The 17,126-nt window shown below is 56.5% G+C and carries 17 protein-coding genes; 8 read left to right on the forward strand and 9 right to left on the reverse strand.

Translation table 11 applies throughout. The features are described 5' to 3' along the window. Positions 1–213: 213 nt before the first annotated feature. Positions 214–1,095: a D-hexose-6-phosphate mutarotase gene (locus AOY23_RS06820; protein ID WP_054178553.1), complete on the reverse strand. Its 882-nt coding sequence runs from the start codon at positions 1,093–1,095 to the stop codon at positions 214–216. Between the two features lie 77 nt (positions 1,096–1,172). Further along, positions 1,173–2,168, reverse strand: a complete 996-nt coding sequence (gapA, locus tag AOY23_RS06825; protein ID WP_054178552.1) for a glyceraldehyde-3-phosphate dehydrogenase — start codon at positions 2,166–2,168, stop codon at positions 1,173–1,175. A gap of 341 nt (positions 2,169–2,509) precedes the next feature. On the opposite strand from gapA, the gene msrB reads away from it, so the two are divergent. Next, a complete protein-coding gene (gene msrB, locus AOY23_RS06830) occupies positions 2,510–2,923 on the forward strand; it encodes a peptide-methionine (R)-S-oxide reductase MsrB (protein ID WP_054178551.1) in 414 nt (137 codons plus the stop codon). Positions 2,924–2,965: 42 nt separating this feature from the next. Further along, entirely contained in the window at positions 2,966–3,244 is a 279-nt protein-coding gene (locus tag AOY23_RS06835; RefSeq protein ID WP_054178550.1) for a YeaC family protein, read from the forward strand. Positions 3,245–3,292: 48 nt separating this feature from the next. Here AOY23_RS06835 and chiD read toward each other — a convergent pair whose 3' ends face one another. The 4 genes from chiD to sppA form a co-directional block, all read right to left on the reverse strand. Beyond that, complete coding sequence (gene chiD / locus AOY23_RS06840; protein ID WP_054178549.1) at positions 3,293–4,546, reverse strand: chitinase ChiD; 1,254 nt, start codon at positions 4,544–4,546, stop codon at positions 3,293–3,295. Positions 4,547–4,710: 164 nt separating this feature from the next. Next, positions 4,711–5,352 carry a bifunctional nicotinamidase/pyrazinamidase gene (gene pncA / locus AOY23_RS06845; RefSeq protein WP_054178548.1) on the reverse strand — a complete coding sequence of 214 codons (642 nt, stop codon included), beginning with the start codon at positions 5,350–5,352 and terminating at the stop codon, positions 4,711–4,713. 9 nt (positions 5,353–5,361) lie between these two features. Next, a complete protein-coding gene (ansA, locus tag AOY23_RS06850) occupies positions 5,362–6,378 on the reverse strand; it encodes an asparaginase (RefSeq protein WP_054178547.1) in 1,017 nt (338 codons plus the stop codon). A 52-nt stretch (positions 6,379–6,430) separates the two neighbouring features. After that, on the reverse strand, positions 6,431–8,284 hold the full coding sequence (gene sppA, locus AOY23_RS06855) for a signal peptide peptidase SppA (RefSeq protein WP_054178546.1): 1,854 nt from the start codon (positions 8,282–8,284) through the stop codon (positions 6,431–6,433). A gap of 165 nt (positions 8,285–8,449) precedes the next feature. On the opposite strand from sppA, the gene AOY23_RS06860 reads away from it, so the two are divergent. From AOY23_RS06860 to AOY23_RS06870, 3 genes are all read left to right on the forward strand, one after another. Further along, a complete protein-coding gene (locus AOY23_RS06860) occupies positions 8,450–9,001 on the forward strand; it encodes an NAD(P)H nitroreductase (protein WP_054178545.1) in 552 nt (183 codons plus the stop codon). A 162-nt stretch (positions 9,002–9,163) separates the two neighbouring features. After that, a complete protein-coding gene (gene selD, locus AOY23_RS06865) occupies positions 9,164–10,207 on the forward strand; it encodes a selenide, water dikinase SelD (protein ID WP_054178544.1) in 1,044 nt (347 codons plus the stop codon). A gap of 4 nt (positions 10,208–10,211) precedes the next feature. Next, complete coding sequence (locus tag AOY23_RS06870) at positions 10,212–12,152, forward strand: DNA topoisomerase III (RefSeq protein ID WP_054178543.1); 1,941 nt, start codon at positions 10,212–10,214, stop codon at positions 12,150–12,152. 52 nt (positions 12,153–12,204) lie between these two features. Here the strand turns inward: AOY23_RS06870 and gdhA are convergent, their stop codons facing one another. Continuing rightward, the gene (gene gdhA / locus AOY23_RS06875; protein ID WP_054178542.1) at positions 12,205–13,548 is read right to left on the reverse strand and encodes an NADP-specific glutamate dehydrogenase; all 1,344 of its coding nucleotides are present in this window, start codon (positions 13,546–13,548) and stop codon (positions 12,205–12,207) included. 261 nt (positions 13,549–13,809) lie between these two features. On the opposite strand from gdhA, the gene AOY23_RS06880 reads away from it, so the two are divergent. After that, positions 13,810–14,070, forward strand: coding sequence for a YnjH family protein (locus tag AOY23_RS06880; protein WP_407830000.1), 261 nt, complete (start codon positions 13,810–13,812; stop codon positions 14,068–14,070). Here the strand turns inward: AOY23_RS06880 and AOY23_RS06885 are convergent. After that, positions 14,030–14,446, reverse strand: coding sequence for a pyrimidine (deoxy)nucleoside triphosphate diphosphatase (locus AOY23_RS06885; RefSeq protein ID WP_162838551.1), 417 nt, complete (start codon positions 14,444–14,446; stop codon positions 14,030–14,032). The genes AOY23_RS06880 and AOY23_RS06885 overlap by 41 nt on opposite strands. 78 nt (positions 14,447–14,524) lie before the next feature. Here AOY23_RS06885 and AOY23_RS06890 point away from each other — a divergent pair, with 78 nt between their 5' ends. Both AOY23_RS06890 and AOY23_RS06895 read left to right on the forward strand, forming a co-directional pair. After that, on the forward strand, positions 14,525–15,091 hold the full coding sequence (locus AOY23_RS06890; RefSeq protein WP_054178541.1) for a carboxymuconolactone decarboxylase family protein: 567 nt from the start codon (positions 14,525–14,527) through the stop codon (positions 15,089–15,091). Further along, complete coding sequence (locus tag AOY23_RS06895; protein ID WP_054178540.1) at positions 15,084–15,707, forward strand: CDP-alcohol phosphatidyltransferase family protein; 624 nt, start codon at positions 15,084–15,086, stop codon at positions 15,705–15,707. The genes AOY23_RS06890 and AOY23_RS06895 overlap by 8 nt, the downstream gene beginning before the upstream one ends. Before the next feature lie 32 nt (positions 15,708–15,739). Here AOY23_RS06895 and AOY23_RS06900 read toward each other — a convergent pair whose 3' ends face one another. Next, a complete protein-coding gene (locus AOY23_RS06900; RefSeq protein WP_054178790.1) occupies positions 15,740–17,050 on the reverse strand; it encodes a sulfurtransferase in 1,311 nt (436 codons plus the stop codon). Positions 17,051–17,126: the final 76 nt, after the last annotated feature.

Consider the following 17,126-nt stretch of genomic DNA (forward strand, 5'->3'; position numbering starts at 1 on the left):
CAAGGGGATAATACATAAAAGCCTGTCTTTAGAAAGTACGAAGGCGGGAGAAAATGAGAGGAGGGGAGTTTATATTTCTGAACTGGAAAAAGGATCGCAAATTTACGTTATTGCCGAAAGATTCATACACATTTTTAAAATGACATTATCTTTCTAAGAAATGGCTTAATACAAAATGGCCGGGACATCCATTCACCCGGCCATTTTCTTCGGTTAGTGATTTACCCGAATGGTCTGCGCCAGACGCGCTGGCTTGTCTTCCTGCGCCTTCTGGGTTTTGCTTGCGCAGGCGGTTTCCACGCAAACGAAGGTTTTGTAACCGTCGTCCGGCATATCACCCATGCTGACGGAGAGCGCAGGGCCCGGGTTCCAGCCGACAACGTCGCTGTTGTGGCTGTGGATGACGTTGATGCGACGCGCAAGCGCGCTGTCGTGGATAACGCTGCATCCTTCGGCATTCATGTACACGCGGTCGGTACGATCCGGGAACGTCTGCACGCCGTCAGTGAGCGCGTCTTCTTTCGCGTTGTTAACCTTGTCGATGAAGCGGTCGCCGAGGCCGGTGACTTTCACCGCCGCGATGTCGCCAACGTTGAAATAGGTATGCAGGGCAGAGGTGGTTTCGAAATCCCCGTGTGCTTCCAGCTCGATCTCGCAGGTTTTACCCAGCTTGAAGCGCGCGTAGAGAGTGAAATCATGCGGCCAGAATTTGCGGGTAGCGTCGCTGCTCTGCAGTTCAAACGTCAGCACCACGCCATTCTCGTCTTCATTGTGGGCTTTCAACGTCCACGGCAGATTGCGGGCAAAACCGTGCGCAGGCAGACCCTGTTGTGCTGCCGGGCCAAACCACGGCCAGCAAATCGGCACGCCGCCACGCAGCGCGACGCCATTTTTGAACGGCGTGTTGTTGCTGAGCCACAGCACGTCTTGTTCACCGGCCGGTTTCCAGGAGAGCAGATGCGCACCCTGTAACGCCAGCGAGGCTTTGACCTGTGGGTGATCGACGACAATAAGTTCCAGCTCATCAAGCTGGCGACGAGAAAGGACTGGGGTAAGCTGTTCAACAACCGGGAGAGCAAAAATTTTAGTAATCATGGTGCAATCCTTCGTTAAGCCACAAAAAAGAAAAAGGCGACCGAGGTCGCCTTTATAGATCAGTTTCTCATCTCAACTTATTTGGAGATGTGAGCGATCAGATCCAGAACTTTGTTGGAGTAGCCGGTTTCGTTGTCATACCAGGAAACCAGTTTCACAAAGTTGTCGTTCAGTGCGATACCAGCTTTGGCATCGAACACGGAAGTGCAAACTTCGCCGTTGAAATCGGTAGAAACAACGTCGTCTTCGGTGTAACCCAGAACGCCTTTCATCGGGCCTTCAGAAGCGGCTTTGATGGCTTTCTTGATGTCTTCGTAGGAAGCTGCTTTTTCCAGACGAACAGTCAGGTCAACAACGGATACGTTCGGAGTCGGAACGCGGAACGCCATACCAGTCAGTTTGCCGTTCAGTTCCGGCAGTACTTTACCTACTGCTTTAGCAGCACCGGTAGAGGACGGGATGATGTTCTGAGCCGCGCCACGGCCGCCGCGCCAGTCTTTGTGAGACGGGCCGTCAACGGTTTTCTGAGTCGCGGTAGTTGCGTGAACGGTGGTCATCAGACCTTCGATGATGCCGAAGTTGTCGTTGATAACTTTAGCCAGCGGTGCCAGGCAGTTGGTGGTGCAGGATGCGTTGGAAACGATGTCCTGGCCAGCATATTTTTCAAAGTTAGCACCACGTACGAACATCGGGGTGTTGTCTTTGGACGGGCCAGTCAGAACGACTTTTTTCGCGCCAGCGGTGATGTGTTTACGTGCAGTTTCGTCGGTCAGGAAGATACCGGTTGCTTCAGCAACAACGTCAACACCGACTTCGTTCCACTTCAGGTTAGCCGGATCACGTTCAGCGGTAACACGGATTTTTTTACCGTTTACGATCAGATGACCGTCTTTCACTTCAACGGTACCGTCAAAACGGCCGTGAGTGGAGTCATATTTCAGCATGTAAGCCATGTAGTCAGCGTCTAACAGGTCGTTGATTGCTACGATCTCGATGTCAGAACGTTTCTGAGCAGCACGGAAAACAATGCGACCGATACGGCCAAAACCGTTGATACCTACTTTGATAGTCATATATTCCACCAGCTATTTGTTAGTGAATAAAAGGTTGCGTGTAAAATTACAAAAACCTTACGCAGCGTCAAGCGGAATCGTGTCAATCATTGCGACAAATCAATCCTCGGAATAACCTTTGAACGACTGACTCGCCTCACTTTCCCTTTGAGCTTGCAACCATATGGGGGCTGCGCCCGGAATTTTAAAGGGCCAGAGAGATAAAAATGTGACTTATCTCACAATTACCCGGCCGCGCATTTGCTCCGAGTAAGTTTAGAACAAAAGTCTACGCCTCAGTGTTAATGTTTTGTTAGAATCGGACTATTGTGATGTCTGTTTCAACCGCGAGATGTGAGCCCATGGCGAATCAAAAAACCCCGGAAGAACTGAAAAAAGATCTGAGCGAAATGCAGTTCTACGTGACGCAGAATCACGGCACGGAACCGCCTTTCACCGGACAACTCCTGCATAACAAACGCGACGGCGTCTACCACTGCCTGATATGCGATGCGCCGCTGTTTACCTCGCAAAGCAAGTATGATTCGGGCTGTGGCTGGCCGAGCTTTTACGAGCCCGTCAGCGACGATGCGATCCGCTATCTGAATGACTACTCGCACGGCATGCAGCGTATTGAAATCCGTTGCGGCAATTGCGATGCCCATCTCGGTCATGTTTTCCCGGATGGCCCGCAACCTACCGGCGAACGCTATTGTGTTAATTCGGCCTCGCTGAGCTTCACCGACGACGAAAATGGCGACAAAACGAAAGGCTGAAAAAACGATTCAGCAAATTATTCCACAGGAGCGGAAATCATAATGAATGTTGATGAAATGATCAGCGTAATGACGCCGGAAATTTATCAGCGTCTGGTGACGGCGGTAGAGCTCGGAAAATGGCCGGACGGCGTTGCACTGACGCCGGAGCAGAAAGAAAACAGTCTGCAACTGGTGATGCTGTGGCAGGCGCGACATAACACCGACGCGCAGCACATGACCATCGACACGCAGGGCCAGATGGTGATGAAGAACAAGCAACAACTGAAAGAAGATTTTGGCATCGCGCCGAAGTCCATCGCCACGCTGAAAATGCAGTAATTAGTTTATCTGTCGGGCAGGCATTGCGCTCGCCCGACATGTCTTCGTTTAGTGTTTAATCCCTAACGACGTCGCCAGTTGTTTCGCCAGCTGGTTTTTATCGTCTGCGCCATATTCCCAGAACATTGCACCGCCTAAACCTTTCTCCTTGATGTACTGCGCCTTGAGATCCACAGAGCGCGGATTCTCATACGACAGCGCAAACAGCGGCTCGCCACTGGCGGATTTCACCGACAGCCATGGCACTTTGGCCTGCTCGTCCCAGTGCTCGGTAAAGCGTTTTTGCGGATCGTTAATCAGCTTGCTGACGATGTCGTTGTACTTCACGTACGTGTCTTTATCGAGCTGGTAGCCGAGCGAACTGAACAGCGCTTTTTCTGCTTCGCCAAAATAGGGTTTGGTTACCGGGTTATTCTGGGCGTCCGGTTTCGTCCAGTCGATGCCTGGCTCCACTGCGCGTTTCGGTACCCGGCCATAGAACCCGATCCCCAGGTTCATCTGTTCAGGCTTGAGTCCGGCCGCCAGATAGTTATTGACCACGAAATCGGCGCTGTATTTATCCGCTGCGGCGACCGTCGGCCAGGCGCTGGAGTCATACAGGTTCGAGTTGAAATACTGGGTGCCGTACGCCATGTCGTAGGTCATCAGGTTGATATAATTCAGCACCGGCGCGATGGCCTTCACATCAACCCAGCTTTTCGGGCTTTCCGCATTCGCACCGACAGCAATGGTCACCAGTTTTTTATCACCCAGCGCCTGACGCAGCTCTTTCAGCAGGGCCGTGAAGTTATCACGATCCGCAGGTTGCTTATCCACCAGGCCCCAGGCGCCGTTCACCGGATATTCCCAGTCGAGATCGATACCGTCGAGGCCATAGCGATCCATCACCTCCTGAACAGAACGAATGAAGGTTGCGCGACTCTCTTTGTTATCCGCCGCGCCGGAGAACCCACGCGCGCCCCAGCCACCGACTGACAGCAGGACTTTCAGATCCGGATTCTGCTTACGTAATTCAGGGACCTTTTGCAGATCGGCCTGCACTTTCGGTGATAACCAGAGCTGATGCAGCTTGTTCGGATCTTTCAGCGCATCATTGGTTTCGTCTTTCTCATTGTTGTAAATCAGGCCGAACGAATAATTGAGATGGGTGATCTGGCGGACATCAAGTTTGTCGATATCGCCGCCGGGACCGGCAGTGACGTCACCGCCGCCGTTAAAATAACCAACAGAAATCAGCGGAGCGGCAAATGCATGGGAAGCGCAAAGCAAGGGCAATGCTGCCAGTAATGGCAAAAGTTTCATACGGTTTCCTCTTTGACATTTAAAAACAAACACGCCACGGGAATGGCGTGGCGAAAAAAACAACGGGATCAGAATAGCAACGAAGCGGCAACAAAACTGCGAGTGAGATTCAACTTATGGTCATAATGCGGAAAATGCCCGGCGGGAAATGCCGGGCAGGGGGATCAGGCGTGGGTTTCCTGCCAGTCAGCCAGCGTATACAGCGTGGCGCCTTCAGCCGCCATATCCATAAACGCCTGTGCGCTGTCCTGCGGCTCAATATTGACGCCGCGACAGCCGTCGGTGATCACGCTGACGGTATAGCCCAGTTGCAGTGCATCCAGCACGGTAAACTTCACGCAATAGTCTGTCGCCAGCCCCATCACGATAAGCTCGGTGATTTCATGGTGACGAAGCCAGACGTCAAGACCGGTTTTTTGCCGGTGACCATTGTCAAAAAACGCGCTGTAGCTGTCGATCTGCGGGTTTTCGCCTTTATGAAATACCGCGTTGATCGCTTTCTGTTTCAGCAACGGGTGAAGTGCAGCGCCTTCGCTCTCCTGTACACAGTGATCAGGCCACCAGGTTTGCGCTAAGCCGTCCAGCTCGCCCTGGGTATAGGGTTCAGCGTCATGCTGACTGGCAAAACTGCCGTGGTCTGCCGGGTGCCAGTCCTGGCTGGCGACAATCGCCTCGCCACGCGCTTTACACCAGTCGATCAGGGTGTTGGCGATGTCTACCGTGCTGTCGCCTTCCGGCACCGCCAGCGCGCCGCCCGCGCAGAAATCATTCTGTAAATCGACTAGTAATAATGCCCGGTTTTTCATCAATACTCCTCAGTCGTCCGGCGTCAGTTCACCGCGCAGGTTCTGCTGCATGGCGTCCCGGATCGCCGGTGCGTCCAGATTTTGACTTAACAGATAGTGAAGTTTAGTCAGCGTCGCCTCAACGGTCATATCAAACCCGCTGATCACGCCCGCCTGCGCCAGCGCGTTGCCGGTGGCGTAACCGCCCATATTCACCTTACCGGACATACACTGCGTCAGATTAACCACCACAATCCCGCGCTGGCTGGCCTGCGCCAGTTCCTGCAAAAACTCACCGTTTTGCGGCGCGTTACCCACGCCATAGGAGCGCAGGATCAGCGCCTTCACCGGCTGGCGGAGGAAGTTACGCACCACGTCCGCGGAAATCCCCGGATAAATCGTCACCACGCCAATCGGCTGCGGCGTAATCGGGTGAACGGTCAGCGTTCCGCTGCCGTGCGGGGCGGGTGGTGTGCCGAGACGGCGGATATGAATACCGGCTTCCAGCAGCGCGGGCAGGTTAGGCGAGGCAAAGGCGTTGAAGCCGTCGGCATGCGCTTTGGTGGTGCGGTTGCCGCGATAGAGACAATTATTAAAAAACAGCGTTACTTCGTTGATCGGATAATTCGCCGCCACATACAGCGCATTCAGCAGGTTGATTTGCCCGTCGGAACGCAGTTCAGCAAGTGGAATTTGTGACCCTGTCACAATCACTGGCTTGCCCAGATTCTCCAGCATAAACGACAGCGCTGAGGCGGTGAACGCCATGGTGTCGGTGCCATGCAGGATCACAAAGCCATCGTACTCGTCGTAATGTTGTCTGATGTCATCGGCAATATGCTGCCAGTCCTGCGGCGTCATGTCCGATGAATCCATCAGCGGGGCGTATTCGTGGATGGTGAAGTCCGGCATTTCAGGACGGTGGAATTCAGGCATCAGCGCCAGTTGACGCTGCAGATGACCGGAAACGGGAATGTAACCCTGCTCAGATCGTTGCATACCGATCGTACCGCCGGTATAAGCAACGTAAATCGATTTTTTTTGCATGGTATCAGGCTATTACGTAAAGAAAATCCCCTCCATCAGGAGGGGATACCAGTTACTTAATATTGGCGCAGGTGAGGCAAAATGCATAGCGGTTTTGCGGATCGTTAAACGCGGCGAGTTTGTCGGTCTCCGCTTTCACGGCGCTGGCGGCCGTCACGACAGGTGCAGGGAAGTAAGCCTGCAACACCTGTGGCAGTGCGGCGTGAACCGAGCCGCCCAGGCTGTCCATTAACCGGTTGAACAGGCTCGGCTCTTCCTGATAGTAATCGACGTGCCACGTTTTCACTTTGGCGAGTGACGCGGCTTTCGCCACTGCATCGTCAAAATCACCGAGACTGTCGACCAGACCGTTGGCTTTCGCATCCTGACCCGTCCAGACGTGGCCCTGAGCGATTTTGTCGATCTGCTCCGGCGTGCTCTTACGGGCCTGCGCCACCAGCGTGATAAAGCGCTGATACCCGTTTTCAATGCTCAGCTGCATCATCTGCTGCACTTCCGGCGGTAACGTTTTGGTCAGCGAGACATCCGCCAGCGGTGAGGTCGCCACGCCATCGGTGTGTACACCAATTGAATCCAGCGAGTTTTCAACCGTGTTGATGACGCCAAAAATACCGATCGAGCCGGTCAGCGTGCTGGCGTTCGCTACAATGTAGTTTGCCGGGGTGGAGATCCAGTAGCCGCCGGACGCGGCCATACCGCCCATCGACACCACCACCGGTTTACCGGCCGCTCTGGCCGCCGCCAGTTCTGAACGGATCACTTCCGACGCCGTCACGCTGCCGCCAGGGCTGTTCACCCGCAGCACAATCGCTTTTACTTTCGGATCGAGTCGCGCATCGCGGATTTGTGACGCGGTGGTATCGCCGCCGACATTCCCCGGCGTCTCCTCGCCATCCATGATTGCGCCGTTGGCGAAGACCACAGCAATGCTGTCGCCCTTGTCGGACGGGGTATTCAGCGAGTAATCGTAGTAGCTGACCGCGCGGTAGTTTTTATCCTCCGCATTCCAGCCAAACTGCTTCGACAGCGCTTTTTCCACCTCGGCGCTGGAAGCCAGTTGATCGACCAGCTTGCTGTCCAGCGCATACTGCGCGGTATCGCCGTTGGTCTTACGCAGACCGTCTAACAGACCCTGCGCGCCAGGGAACACCTGCTGCGGAGTGATTTCGCGGTTAGCGGCGATGGTGTTCAGGTAGTTCTGCCACAGCTCGCCAATCCAGCGGCTGTCCGCTTCGCGGGCGGCGGGAGACATATCGTCGCGGATAAACGGTTCAACGGCAGATTTATAAGTGCCGACGCGGAACACATGGGTGGAGACTTTCAGCTTGTCGAGCAGGGATTTGTAATACAGACCATTGGTGGCAAAACCATGCAGATCCACCAGCCCCTGCGGCGAGAGATAAATCTTGTTGGCAAAGCTCGCCAGGTAATACTGGCCCTGCGAGTAGTTATCGCCGATGGCGTAAACCGGTTTACCGCTGTCGCGGAATTCGCGCAGCGCCTTACCGATGTACTGCATGGACGGCTGATCGCCTCCGGCAAAATCTTTCAGATCAAGCACGATGCCGGTGATGTTGCGGTCATCTTTCGCCTGACGGATGGTCTGAACGATATCAAACAGCGAGTTTTCCTGCAGGCGGTCGGAACTCGCGCCGAAGAACTGACGGCTGAAAGCGCCAAATTTGCTGCTGGTGGAGGGTTTATCCACCACCACGCCGGTGATATCCATCAGCAGTGCGCCGCGCGATGCATGTTCGGTCGTGGTATTGCTGAACTGCGTCCAGATCCCGACAACCACCAGCACCAGCAGGATAAAAAATAAATTCAGCACCAGCTCACGGATAAAATTGAGCAATCGCCATGTCCATTTAAAGAAACCGGCAATTATTCGCCAAAGGGTTCGCATGTATTCTCCCTGACCAGACAAATAAAGAGTGCGCTACTTCAGGCGTAACGTACGGGTATCCTAAAGTTACCGCCGCCGGTTGTCAGCAGGAATCGGCAACCGCTCTGTAACTAAATCGCTAACCATGTTAATTTTGTGAAATATTATCCCACAGGAGCACGCCAAATGGATGCACTTGAACTACTGGTAAACCGCCGCAGCGCCTCTCGCCTGGCAGAGCCTGCACCGGCGGGTGAGCAACTGGAAAATATTCTGCGTGCAGGTATGCGCGCGCCGGATCACGGGACGTTACAGCCCTGGCAATTCTTTATCATTGAAGGCGACGGTCGCGAGCGTTTCAGCCAGTTGCTGGCTGACGGCGCAATCCAGGCCGGAGAAGATGAAAAAGCGGTCGATAAAGCGCGCAATGCGCCGTTTCGCGCGCCGCTGATTATCGCTGTGGTGGCGAAATGTCAGGAGCATCATAAGGTGCCGCAATGGGAGCAGGAGATGTCTGCCGGGTGCGCGGTGATGGCCATGCAAATGGCGGCGGTGGCGCAGGGGTTTAACGGCATCTGGCGCAGCGGTGCGCTGACCGAAAACCCGCTGGTTCGCGACGGTTTTCACTGCCGCGCGCAGGATAAAATCGTCGGTTTTCTTTATCTCGGTACCCCGCAACTGAAAGCCTCTACCACCGTGTCGGTGCCCGATACCTCACCGTTCGTGGTGCGTTTCTGACGCCCGCTGGCCCGGTATGCCTTCCGCTACCGGGCATGACGCTTCGTTTCCCCGCCAGGACTGCGCGCATAATGAGCAACAGTGCGCGAAATCAGACAGCAGCACTTATCACGCCACGCTTTGAGCGGTACCATAGCCGGATTGCAATGACAGGAGATGTCCATGAGCGAGCAAGCCATTCGTTTAACGCAATACAGCCACGGAGCCGGTTGCGGTTGTAAAATTTCCCCCAAAGTGCTGGAAACCATCCTGCACAGTGAACAGGCGAAGTTTGTCGACCCGAACCTGCTTGTCGGTAACGAGACCCGCGACGACGCGGCGGTCTACGATCTGGGCAACGGCACGTCGGTCATCAGTACCACCGATTTCTTTATGCCGATTGTCGATAATCCGTTCGATTTCGGTCGCATTGCGGCCACCAACGCCATCAGCGATATCTTTGCGATGGGCGGTAAGCCGATCATGGCGATTGCCATTCTGGGCTGGCCTGTCGATAAGCTGTCGCCGGAAATTGCCCGTGAAGTGATTGAGGGTGGGCGTTTTGCCTGCCAGCAGGCGGGCATTGCGCTGGCGGGCGGCCATTCCATTGACGCGCCGGAGCCGATTTTTGGTCTCGCGGTCACCGGGATCGTCCCGACCGAGCGGGTGAAGAAAAACAGCACCGCGCAGGCGGGCTGTAAGCTGTTTCTCACCAAACCGCTGGGCATTGGCGTACTGACCACCGCGGAGAAAAAATCACTCCTCAGGCCAGAACATCAGGGGCTGGCGACGGAAGTGATGTGTCAGATGAATCTCGCCGGTGCGGCGTTTGCCAACATTGACGGCGTGACGGCGATGACTGACGTCACCGGTTTTGGCCTGCTGGGTCACCTCAGTGAAATGTGCCAGGGCGCAGGTGTGCAGGCGCTGATCCGTTTTGCCGATGTGCCGAAACTGCCGGGCGTGGAAGAGTATATCGCCAAAGGCGCAGTACCGGGCGGCACCGGGCGTAACTTCGCCAGCTATGGTCATCTGATGGGCGAAATGCCGGACGAGTGGCGTTCGCTGCTCTGCGATCCACAAACCTCCGGCGGTCTGCTGCTGGCAGTTCTCCCGGAAGCGGAAACGGAAGCGAAAGCGGCGGCGGCGGAGTTCGGCGTCACGCTGACGGAAATCGGTGAGCTGATCACGGCACGCGGTGGCCGACCGATGATCGAGATCCGTTAAGTCGATGCGTCTGTTCATCGCGGAAAAGCCGAGTCTGGGTCGTGCCATTGCGGACGTGCTGCCAAAGCCGCACCGCAAAGGGGACGGCTTTATCGAGTGCGGCAACGGGCAGGTGGTCACCTGGTGTATTGGTCACCTGCTGGAGCAGGCGCAGCCGGATGTCTATGACAGCCGTTATGCTCGCTGGAACCTGATGGATTTGCCGATCGTCCCGGAAAAGTGGCAGCTACAGCCGCGTCCGTCGGTCACCAAACAGCTTAACGTCATCAAACGTTTCCTTCACGAGGCCAGCGAAGTCATCCACGCGGGTGACCCGGATCGCGAAGGGCAATTGCTGGTCGATGAAGTGCTGGATTACCTGCAACTGTCGGCGGAAAAGCGCCAGCAGGTGCAGCGCTGCCTGATTAACGACCTCAACCCGCAGGCGGTCGAGCGGGCGATTTCTCGTCTGCGCGCCAACAGCGAGTTTATTCCACTGTGCGTGTCGGCACTGGCCCGCGCCCGCGCTGACTGGCTGTATGGCATCAACATGACCCGTGCGTACACGCTACTCGGGCGTAACGCTGGTTATCAGGGCGTGCTGTCGGTGGGCCGCGTTCAGACCCCGGTGCTGGGGCTGGTGGTGCGGCGCGATGAAGAAATTGAAAACTTCGTCGCCAAAGATTTTTTCGAAGTGAAAGCACACATCGTCACCCCGAAAGAGGAACGGTTTACCGCCACCTGGCAGCCGAGCGACGCCTGCGAACCGTATCAGGATGAAGAAGGGCGTTTGCTGCACCGTCCGCTGGCGGAACATGTGGTGGCGCGCATTTCCGGGCAACCGGCGATAGTCACCGCGTACAATGACAAGCGCGAATCCGAACCGGCACCGCTGCCGTTCTCGCTTTCCGCCCTGCAGATTGAAGCGGCAAAACGCTTCGCCCTGAGCGCGCAGAACGTGCTCGATATCTGCCAGAAGCTGTATGAAACTCACAAACTGATTACCTATCCGCGCTCCGACTGCCGTTATCTGCCGGAAGAGCATTTTGCCGGTCGTCAGGCGGTGATGAATGCGATTGGCGTTCATGCGCCTGATCTGCTGCCGCAACCGGCGGTTGATCCCGATACCCGCAACCGCTGCTGGGATGACAAAAAAGTCGATGCCCACCATGCGATTATCCCCACTGCCCGCAGCGCGTCGGTACGTCTCAGCGAACACGAAGCCAATGTTTATAGCCTGATTGCGCGCCAGTATCTGATGCAGTTCTGCGCCGATGCGGTGTACCGGAAATGCCAGATTGACCTCGACATCGCCAACGGCAAGTTTATCGCCAAAGCGCGTTTCCTCGCCGAAGCAGGCTGGCGGACGTTGCTGGGTGCGAAAGAGCGCGACGAAGAGAACGACGGCACACCGTTGCCGGTGATGGCGAAAGACGATGAATTGCTGTGCGAGAAAGGGGAAGTGGTGGAGCGCCAGACCCAGCCGCCGCGCCATTTTACTGACGCGACGCTGCTGTCTGCGATGACCGGTATCGCCCGTTTTGTGCAGGACAAAGATCTGAAAAAGATCCTTCGCGCCACCGACGGGCTGGGTACCGAAGCCACCCGCGCCGGGATCATCGAACTGCTGTTTAAACGCGGGTTCTTAACCAAAAAAGGGCGCTATATCCATTCGACCGATCCGGGCAGAGCGCTGATCCACTCGCTGCCGGAACTGGCATCGCGGCCGGACATGACCGCGCACTGGGAATCAGTGCTGACGCAAATCAGCGAAAAACAGTGTCGTTATCAGGACTTTATGCATCCGTTGGTGGGTACGCTTAATGAACTGATTCAGATGGCGCGCAATACGCCAGTGACACAGTTCAGAGGCATAGTCGCGCCAGGCGGCGGGAATAAACCAGCACGGGCCGTAGGCCGGGTCAGGCGCAGCCGCCACCCGGCGAAGGGTGGCAGCGAAGCATGAAAAAGCCCGGTGGCGCTGGCGCTTACCGGGCCTACAACAGCGCTTCGGAACTTTAAATCACGCCCTGCGCCAGCATCGCGTCGGCCACTTTTACAAAGCCGGCGATGTTTGCGCCACGCACATAATGCGTCTGCTTGCCTTCACCGCCATACTCCACGCAGGCCTGGTGAATATCCAGCATAATGTGGTGCAGACGGGCGTCGACTTTCTCGGATTTCCAGCTCAGTCGCGCGGCGTTCTGCGCCATCTCCAGCCCTGACGTCGCCACGCCACCCGCGTTAGCCGCCTTACCCGGCGCAAAGAGCACACCGGCTTCGAGGAACAGATCGGTCGCGGCGATGGTCGTCGGCATGTTTGCGCCTTCTGCCACTACCTTCACACCGTTGGCGATAAGCTGTCGCGCGGCGTCAACATCCAGTTCGTTCTGCGTGGCGCACGGCAGGGCAATATCTACCGGTACTGACCACGGCTGTTTACCTTCCAGATAGGTCAGGCCAAACTCTCGGGCGTAATCGGCAACACGGCCATCGCGGCTGGTTTTGATTTCGCACAGACGCGCCAGTTTTTCCGTCGTAAACCCGGCTTCATCCACCACCGTGCCGCTGGAATCCGACGCGGTCACCACGCGGGCGCCAAAGGCCATGGCTTTTTCAATCGCATATTGCGCGACGTTACCGGAACCGGAAACCGCGACGCGCATCCCTTCCAGACCGAGCCCGTGGCGTTTCAGCATGGCGTCGGTGAAGTAAATCAGGCCATAACCCGTCGCTTCCGGGCGGATCAGGCTGCCGCCGAACGACAGGCCCTTGCCGGTGAATACACAGGCGGTGTTGTTGGACAGTTTTTTCATCATCCCGGCCATAAAGCCGACTTCACGCGCACCCACGCCGATGTCCCCGGCCGGGACGTCAGTATCCGCGCCGAGATGGCGATACAGTTCGGTCATCAGGGCCTGGCAGAAACGCATGATTTCGCCTTCGCTTTTGCCTTTTGGATCGAAATCGCTGCCGCCTTTACCGCCACCCATCGGCAGCGTGGTGAGGGCGTTCTTAAAGGTTTGCTCAAAGCCAAGGAACTTCAGGATCGACAGGTTCACTGACGGGTGAAAACGCATGCCGCCTTTAAACGGACCGATAGCGGAGCTGAACTGGACGCGCCATGCGCGGTTGACCTGCACCTGATTGCGGTCATCAACCCAGACAACGCGGAACTGGATCACGCGCTCCGGCTCTACCAGTCGCTCAAGCAGCGACAACTGGCGGTAGCGTGGGTTCTGTTCAAGAAATGGCCAAAGTGTCGACATAACTTCTCTTACCGCTTGCGCGAACTCGTGTTGCTGTGGGTCGCGCTGTTGAACGTGTGAGAGAAAAGTCTCCAGAGATGCTATCTGTTCCATAGACGGTTAAACCTCTTGTGATTGTGAATCGTTTCGTAGTGTTGTATTTGCTTTACTTATAATTATCAGGACAGCAATTTTCGAATATACCACCGCCAGCGCAGCGGCTGACAAGGAAAATTCTGCTCGACGGTAAAATTCATAATTTGCGGCAGGTCATAACTAAATGCGATGGTGAGTCAAATTTAAGGAAGTCAGAATATCTGCCGATAATCCGATGATGAGGTGTTATCAGGACGAAAAATGATGAAACGACATGTGATGATTGGGTTGCTGGCGGTTATCGCGTTGGGCGTGCAGGCTGAGGAGCGCTACCGCCCGGACGTACAAGTGAACGTACCACCCGAGGTGTTCAGCTCCGGCGGGCAACCTGCGCAGCCCTGCGCTCAGTGCTGCATCTATCAGGATCAAAATTATTCCGAAGGGGCGGTGATCAAAGCCGAAGGGGTGGTGTTGCAGTGCCAGCGAGATGAGAAAACCCTCAGCACGAATCCGCTGGTCTGGCGGCGAGTAAAACCATAAACGCTTCCAGCAGCGGGACGTCCGCAGGTGCCAGCGGGTAATCAAACGCTTCCTGCGGCGAGCACCATACCAGCTGGCTGTGGTCGTGCGCCGTCAGCTCGCCGTTAAATGACGGGACGTGCCAGGCGTGCAGATGAATGCATCGTCCGGAAACTTCACGCTGATGGCTGGCGACATACGCTCCCGGCTGCGCCTCAATGCCCAATTCTTCACGCAACTCGCGGATCAGCGCTTCTGGCTGCGTTTCCCCTGCCTCGACTTTACCGCCGGCAAATTCCCATAACCCTGGCTGATCGGTATGCGGCGGACGTTGCGCCAGCAGGATTTTTCCGTCGCGTTCAATGATTGCGGCGACAACATCAATCGTTTTAAGCATATGAATCAACACTCTTGTTAACGTGATGCCATACTATCGTTTCCTTTGTGATGACTAAAGCACACCAGGAGTCTGCAGGTGAAAAATGATGCGCCGTGGGTGGCCCCGCTGCAACAGCTTCCCGTCAGTCTGAAACCCATCGCCGCCATGCAACAAAAACATTATGGCGCGGTGCTGAACCCCACCCGCTGGTGGGGGCGTATGCCGCGGCTGTTCTGGCTGGTGGCGCTGTTTGTCGGTTTTCTTGAGCGCCGCCGTTCGCCGCTGGCCCCGGAATTGCGGGCGCTGCTGATGACCCGTATTTCGCAGGTTTGCCATTGCGATTTCTGCATTGATACCAACAGTCTGCGGCTGGCAGAGCGCAGCGGCGCGATGGAGAAAGTGCTGGCGGTCGCCAGCTGGCGGGATTCGACGCTGTTTACTGCGCAGGAACGGGCGGCGCTGGCCTATGCCGATGCGGTTACCGCGACGCCGCCACAAGTCGATGAAGCCCTGAAAGCAGAATTGTCGGCGCATTTCAACGCAGACGCGATCAGTGAAATGACGGCGTTGATTGCGTTTCAGAATCTTTCGGCGCGCTTTAATGCCGCGCTGGAGATCCCGTCACAGGGCTTGTGTCAGCGTGCGGGGCATCCTGATGCTTGACCGTCATCTGCACCCGCGCGTGAAACCATGGCTCAACGCCCTGGCGGCGCGGCTCGACAACACCAGTGTTACCCCGGACGGCATTACGCTTACCGGCTTTGCCATCGGGCTGCTGGCGCTGCCGTTTCTGGCGCTGGGCTGGTACGGGCCTGCGCTGGTGGTGATCATCCTGAACCGCCTGTCTGGCGGGCTGGATGGCGCGCTGGCGCGGCGGCGAGGGCTGACAGACGCCGGTGGCTTTCTCGATATCGCGCTCGATTTTCTCTTCTACGCTCTGGTGCCGTTTGGCTTTATTCTCGCCGACCCGGCGCAAAACGCGCTGGCGGGAAGCTGGTTGCTGTTCGCATTTATCGGCACTGGCAGCAGTTTTCTGGCCTTCGCTGCACTGGCGGCAAAACATCAGATCGATAACCCCGGCTATGCGCACAAGTCGTTTTATTATCTGGGTGGCTTAACCGAAGGCAGCGAGACGATCGCACTGTTTGTCCTGAGCTGTCTGTTCCCGGCGTGGTTCCCGGCGTGGTTCCCGGTGATGGCGTGGGTTTTTGGCGGCCTGTGCTGGCTGACGACGCTGACCCGCGTGTGGAGTGGATATGTGACGTTGAAGCGGTTATAAGCCCGGCAGACGCGCTGCCGGGTATCCGGGGATTACAGTGTGCTGTCCGGCCCGCGTTCGCCGCTGGCGATCGGGTTTTTCGGATTCTGGCTCCATTCATACCAGCCGCCGTCGTACACCGACACCTTCGTCCAGCCCATCGCCCGCGCGTACATGAAGGTTTCCGAGGCGCGCCAGCCAGTGCCGCAATAGAAAGCCACCTGCTGTTCAGGGAGAATATTCCAGCTTTTCCACATTGCGGCGATGTCGTCCGCGGACCGCATAGTGCCGTCCGGGTTATGGAAATCTTCCATGTGGGTCGAATCACTCCCGGCATGTCCCCAGCGGGCGCCCGCGATTTCACCTTTCGGTTTGATATAGCTGTAACCGCTGGTTACCCCGGTAAACTCTGGCCACGAACGGATGCTGACCAGCGAGGCGTCCTGACGATGCAGCAGGGCGCGCGCCTGTTCCATATTGAGCATTAACTGTGGCTGACCGGGGATCGGCGCGCCAAAATCTGGCGCAGGCGTCTCTTTCGACGGTGTACCGCGCTCGACCGGCAGACTGGCGTCAGACCAGGTTTTCCAGCCGCCATCCAGCAGACGCACATCTTTCACGCCCGCGTAGAGCATGATCTGCGCCACCCGCGCAGCGGCATACACATCGCGTCCGTAGAGGACAACCGTGGTGTCGTGACGAATGCCGTGCTTCGCCAGCATCGCTTTTAGCTGCGCATCGGAGACTTTATTCCACAGCGGCTCGCTTTCCACTTCGTTGGTATCGATGTAACCCGCCCCCGGAATGTGGCTTATCAGGTAATACTTCGGCGCACCCCAGCCCGCTTCAAACACTTTCCAGTCGCCGGTCGGTGCGGCCGTCACCGTTTTTCCCTGTTGCAGATCATGCAGCCATTGCGGGTATACCAGTTGCTCGAAGTGCGGCAGTTTTTGCAGCCGTGCCGGGTCGTTCAGTGCATCGCTGAGGGTGCTCAGATGGTTAAATCCGGCTTTTTTCAGCCGCGCGGAGACCGCACGAACGTCCTCCTCGCTGCCGTACAGGGCCAGCGCGGTGTCAGCGCGAAGCTGATGTTGTTTCGCCCAGTCACGGAGTTGCTCGTCGCTCATCGCGGAAAGCCAGCGAGCAGCGAGGTTACGCGCCGCGGGTTCATGACCCTGCGGCCCATTCAGCGCCTGCGGCCAGCCGTTATAGAACGCGCTCGGGCGCGTATCGACGACCACGCCATGATGCTGTTGAAGCTGTGAGAAGGTCAGAGAGGTCGCCATGTCAGCGGCAAAGGAAGATGCAGAAGAGGCAAGCCCGATAACCAGGGCCAGCGCGGTCAGTTGAGAAACACGTTTCATCGAATTGCCCGTCATTGTCGATAAATTGAAGCGCCATTCTGCGACCCCGGTATGAGAAAAACGTTGCGCAAACGCA

This window comes from Trabulsiella odontotermitis (genome assembly GCF_001297775.1).
Taxonomy (GTDB): Bacteria; Pseudomonadota; Gammaproteobacteria; order Enterobacterales; family Enterobacteriaceae; genus Trabulsiella; species Trabulsiella odontotermitis.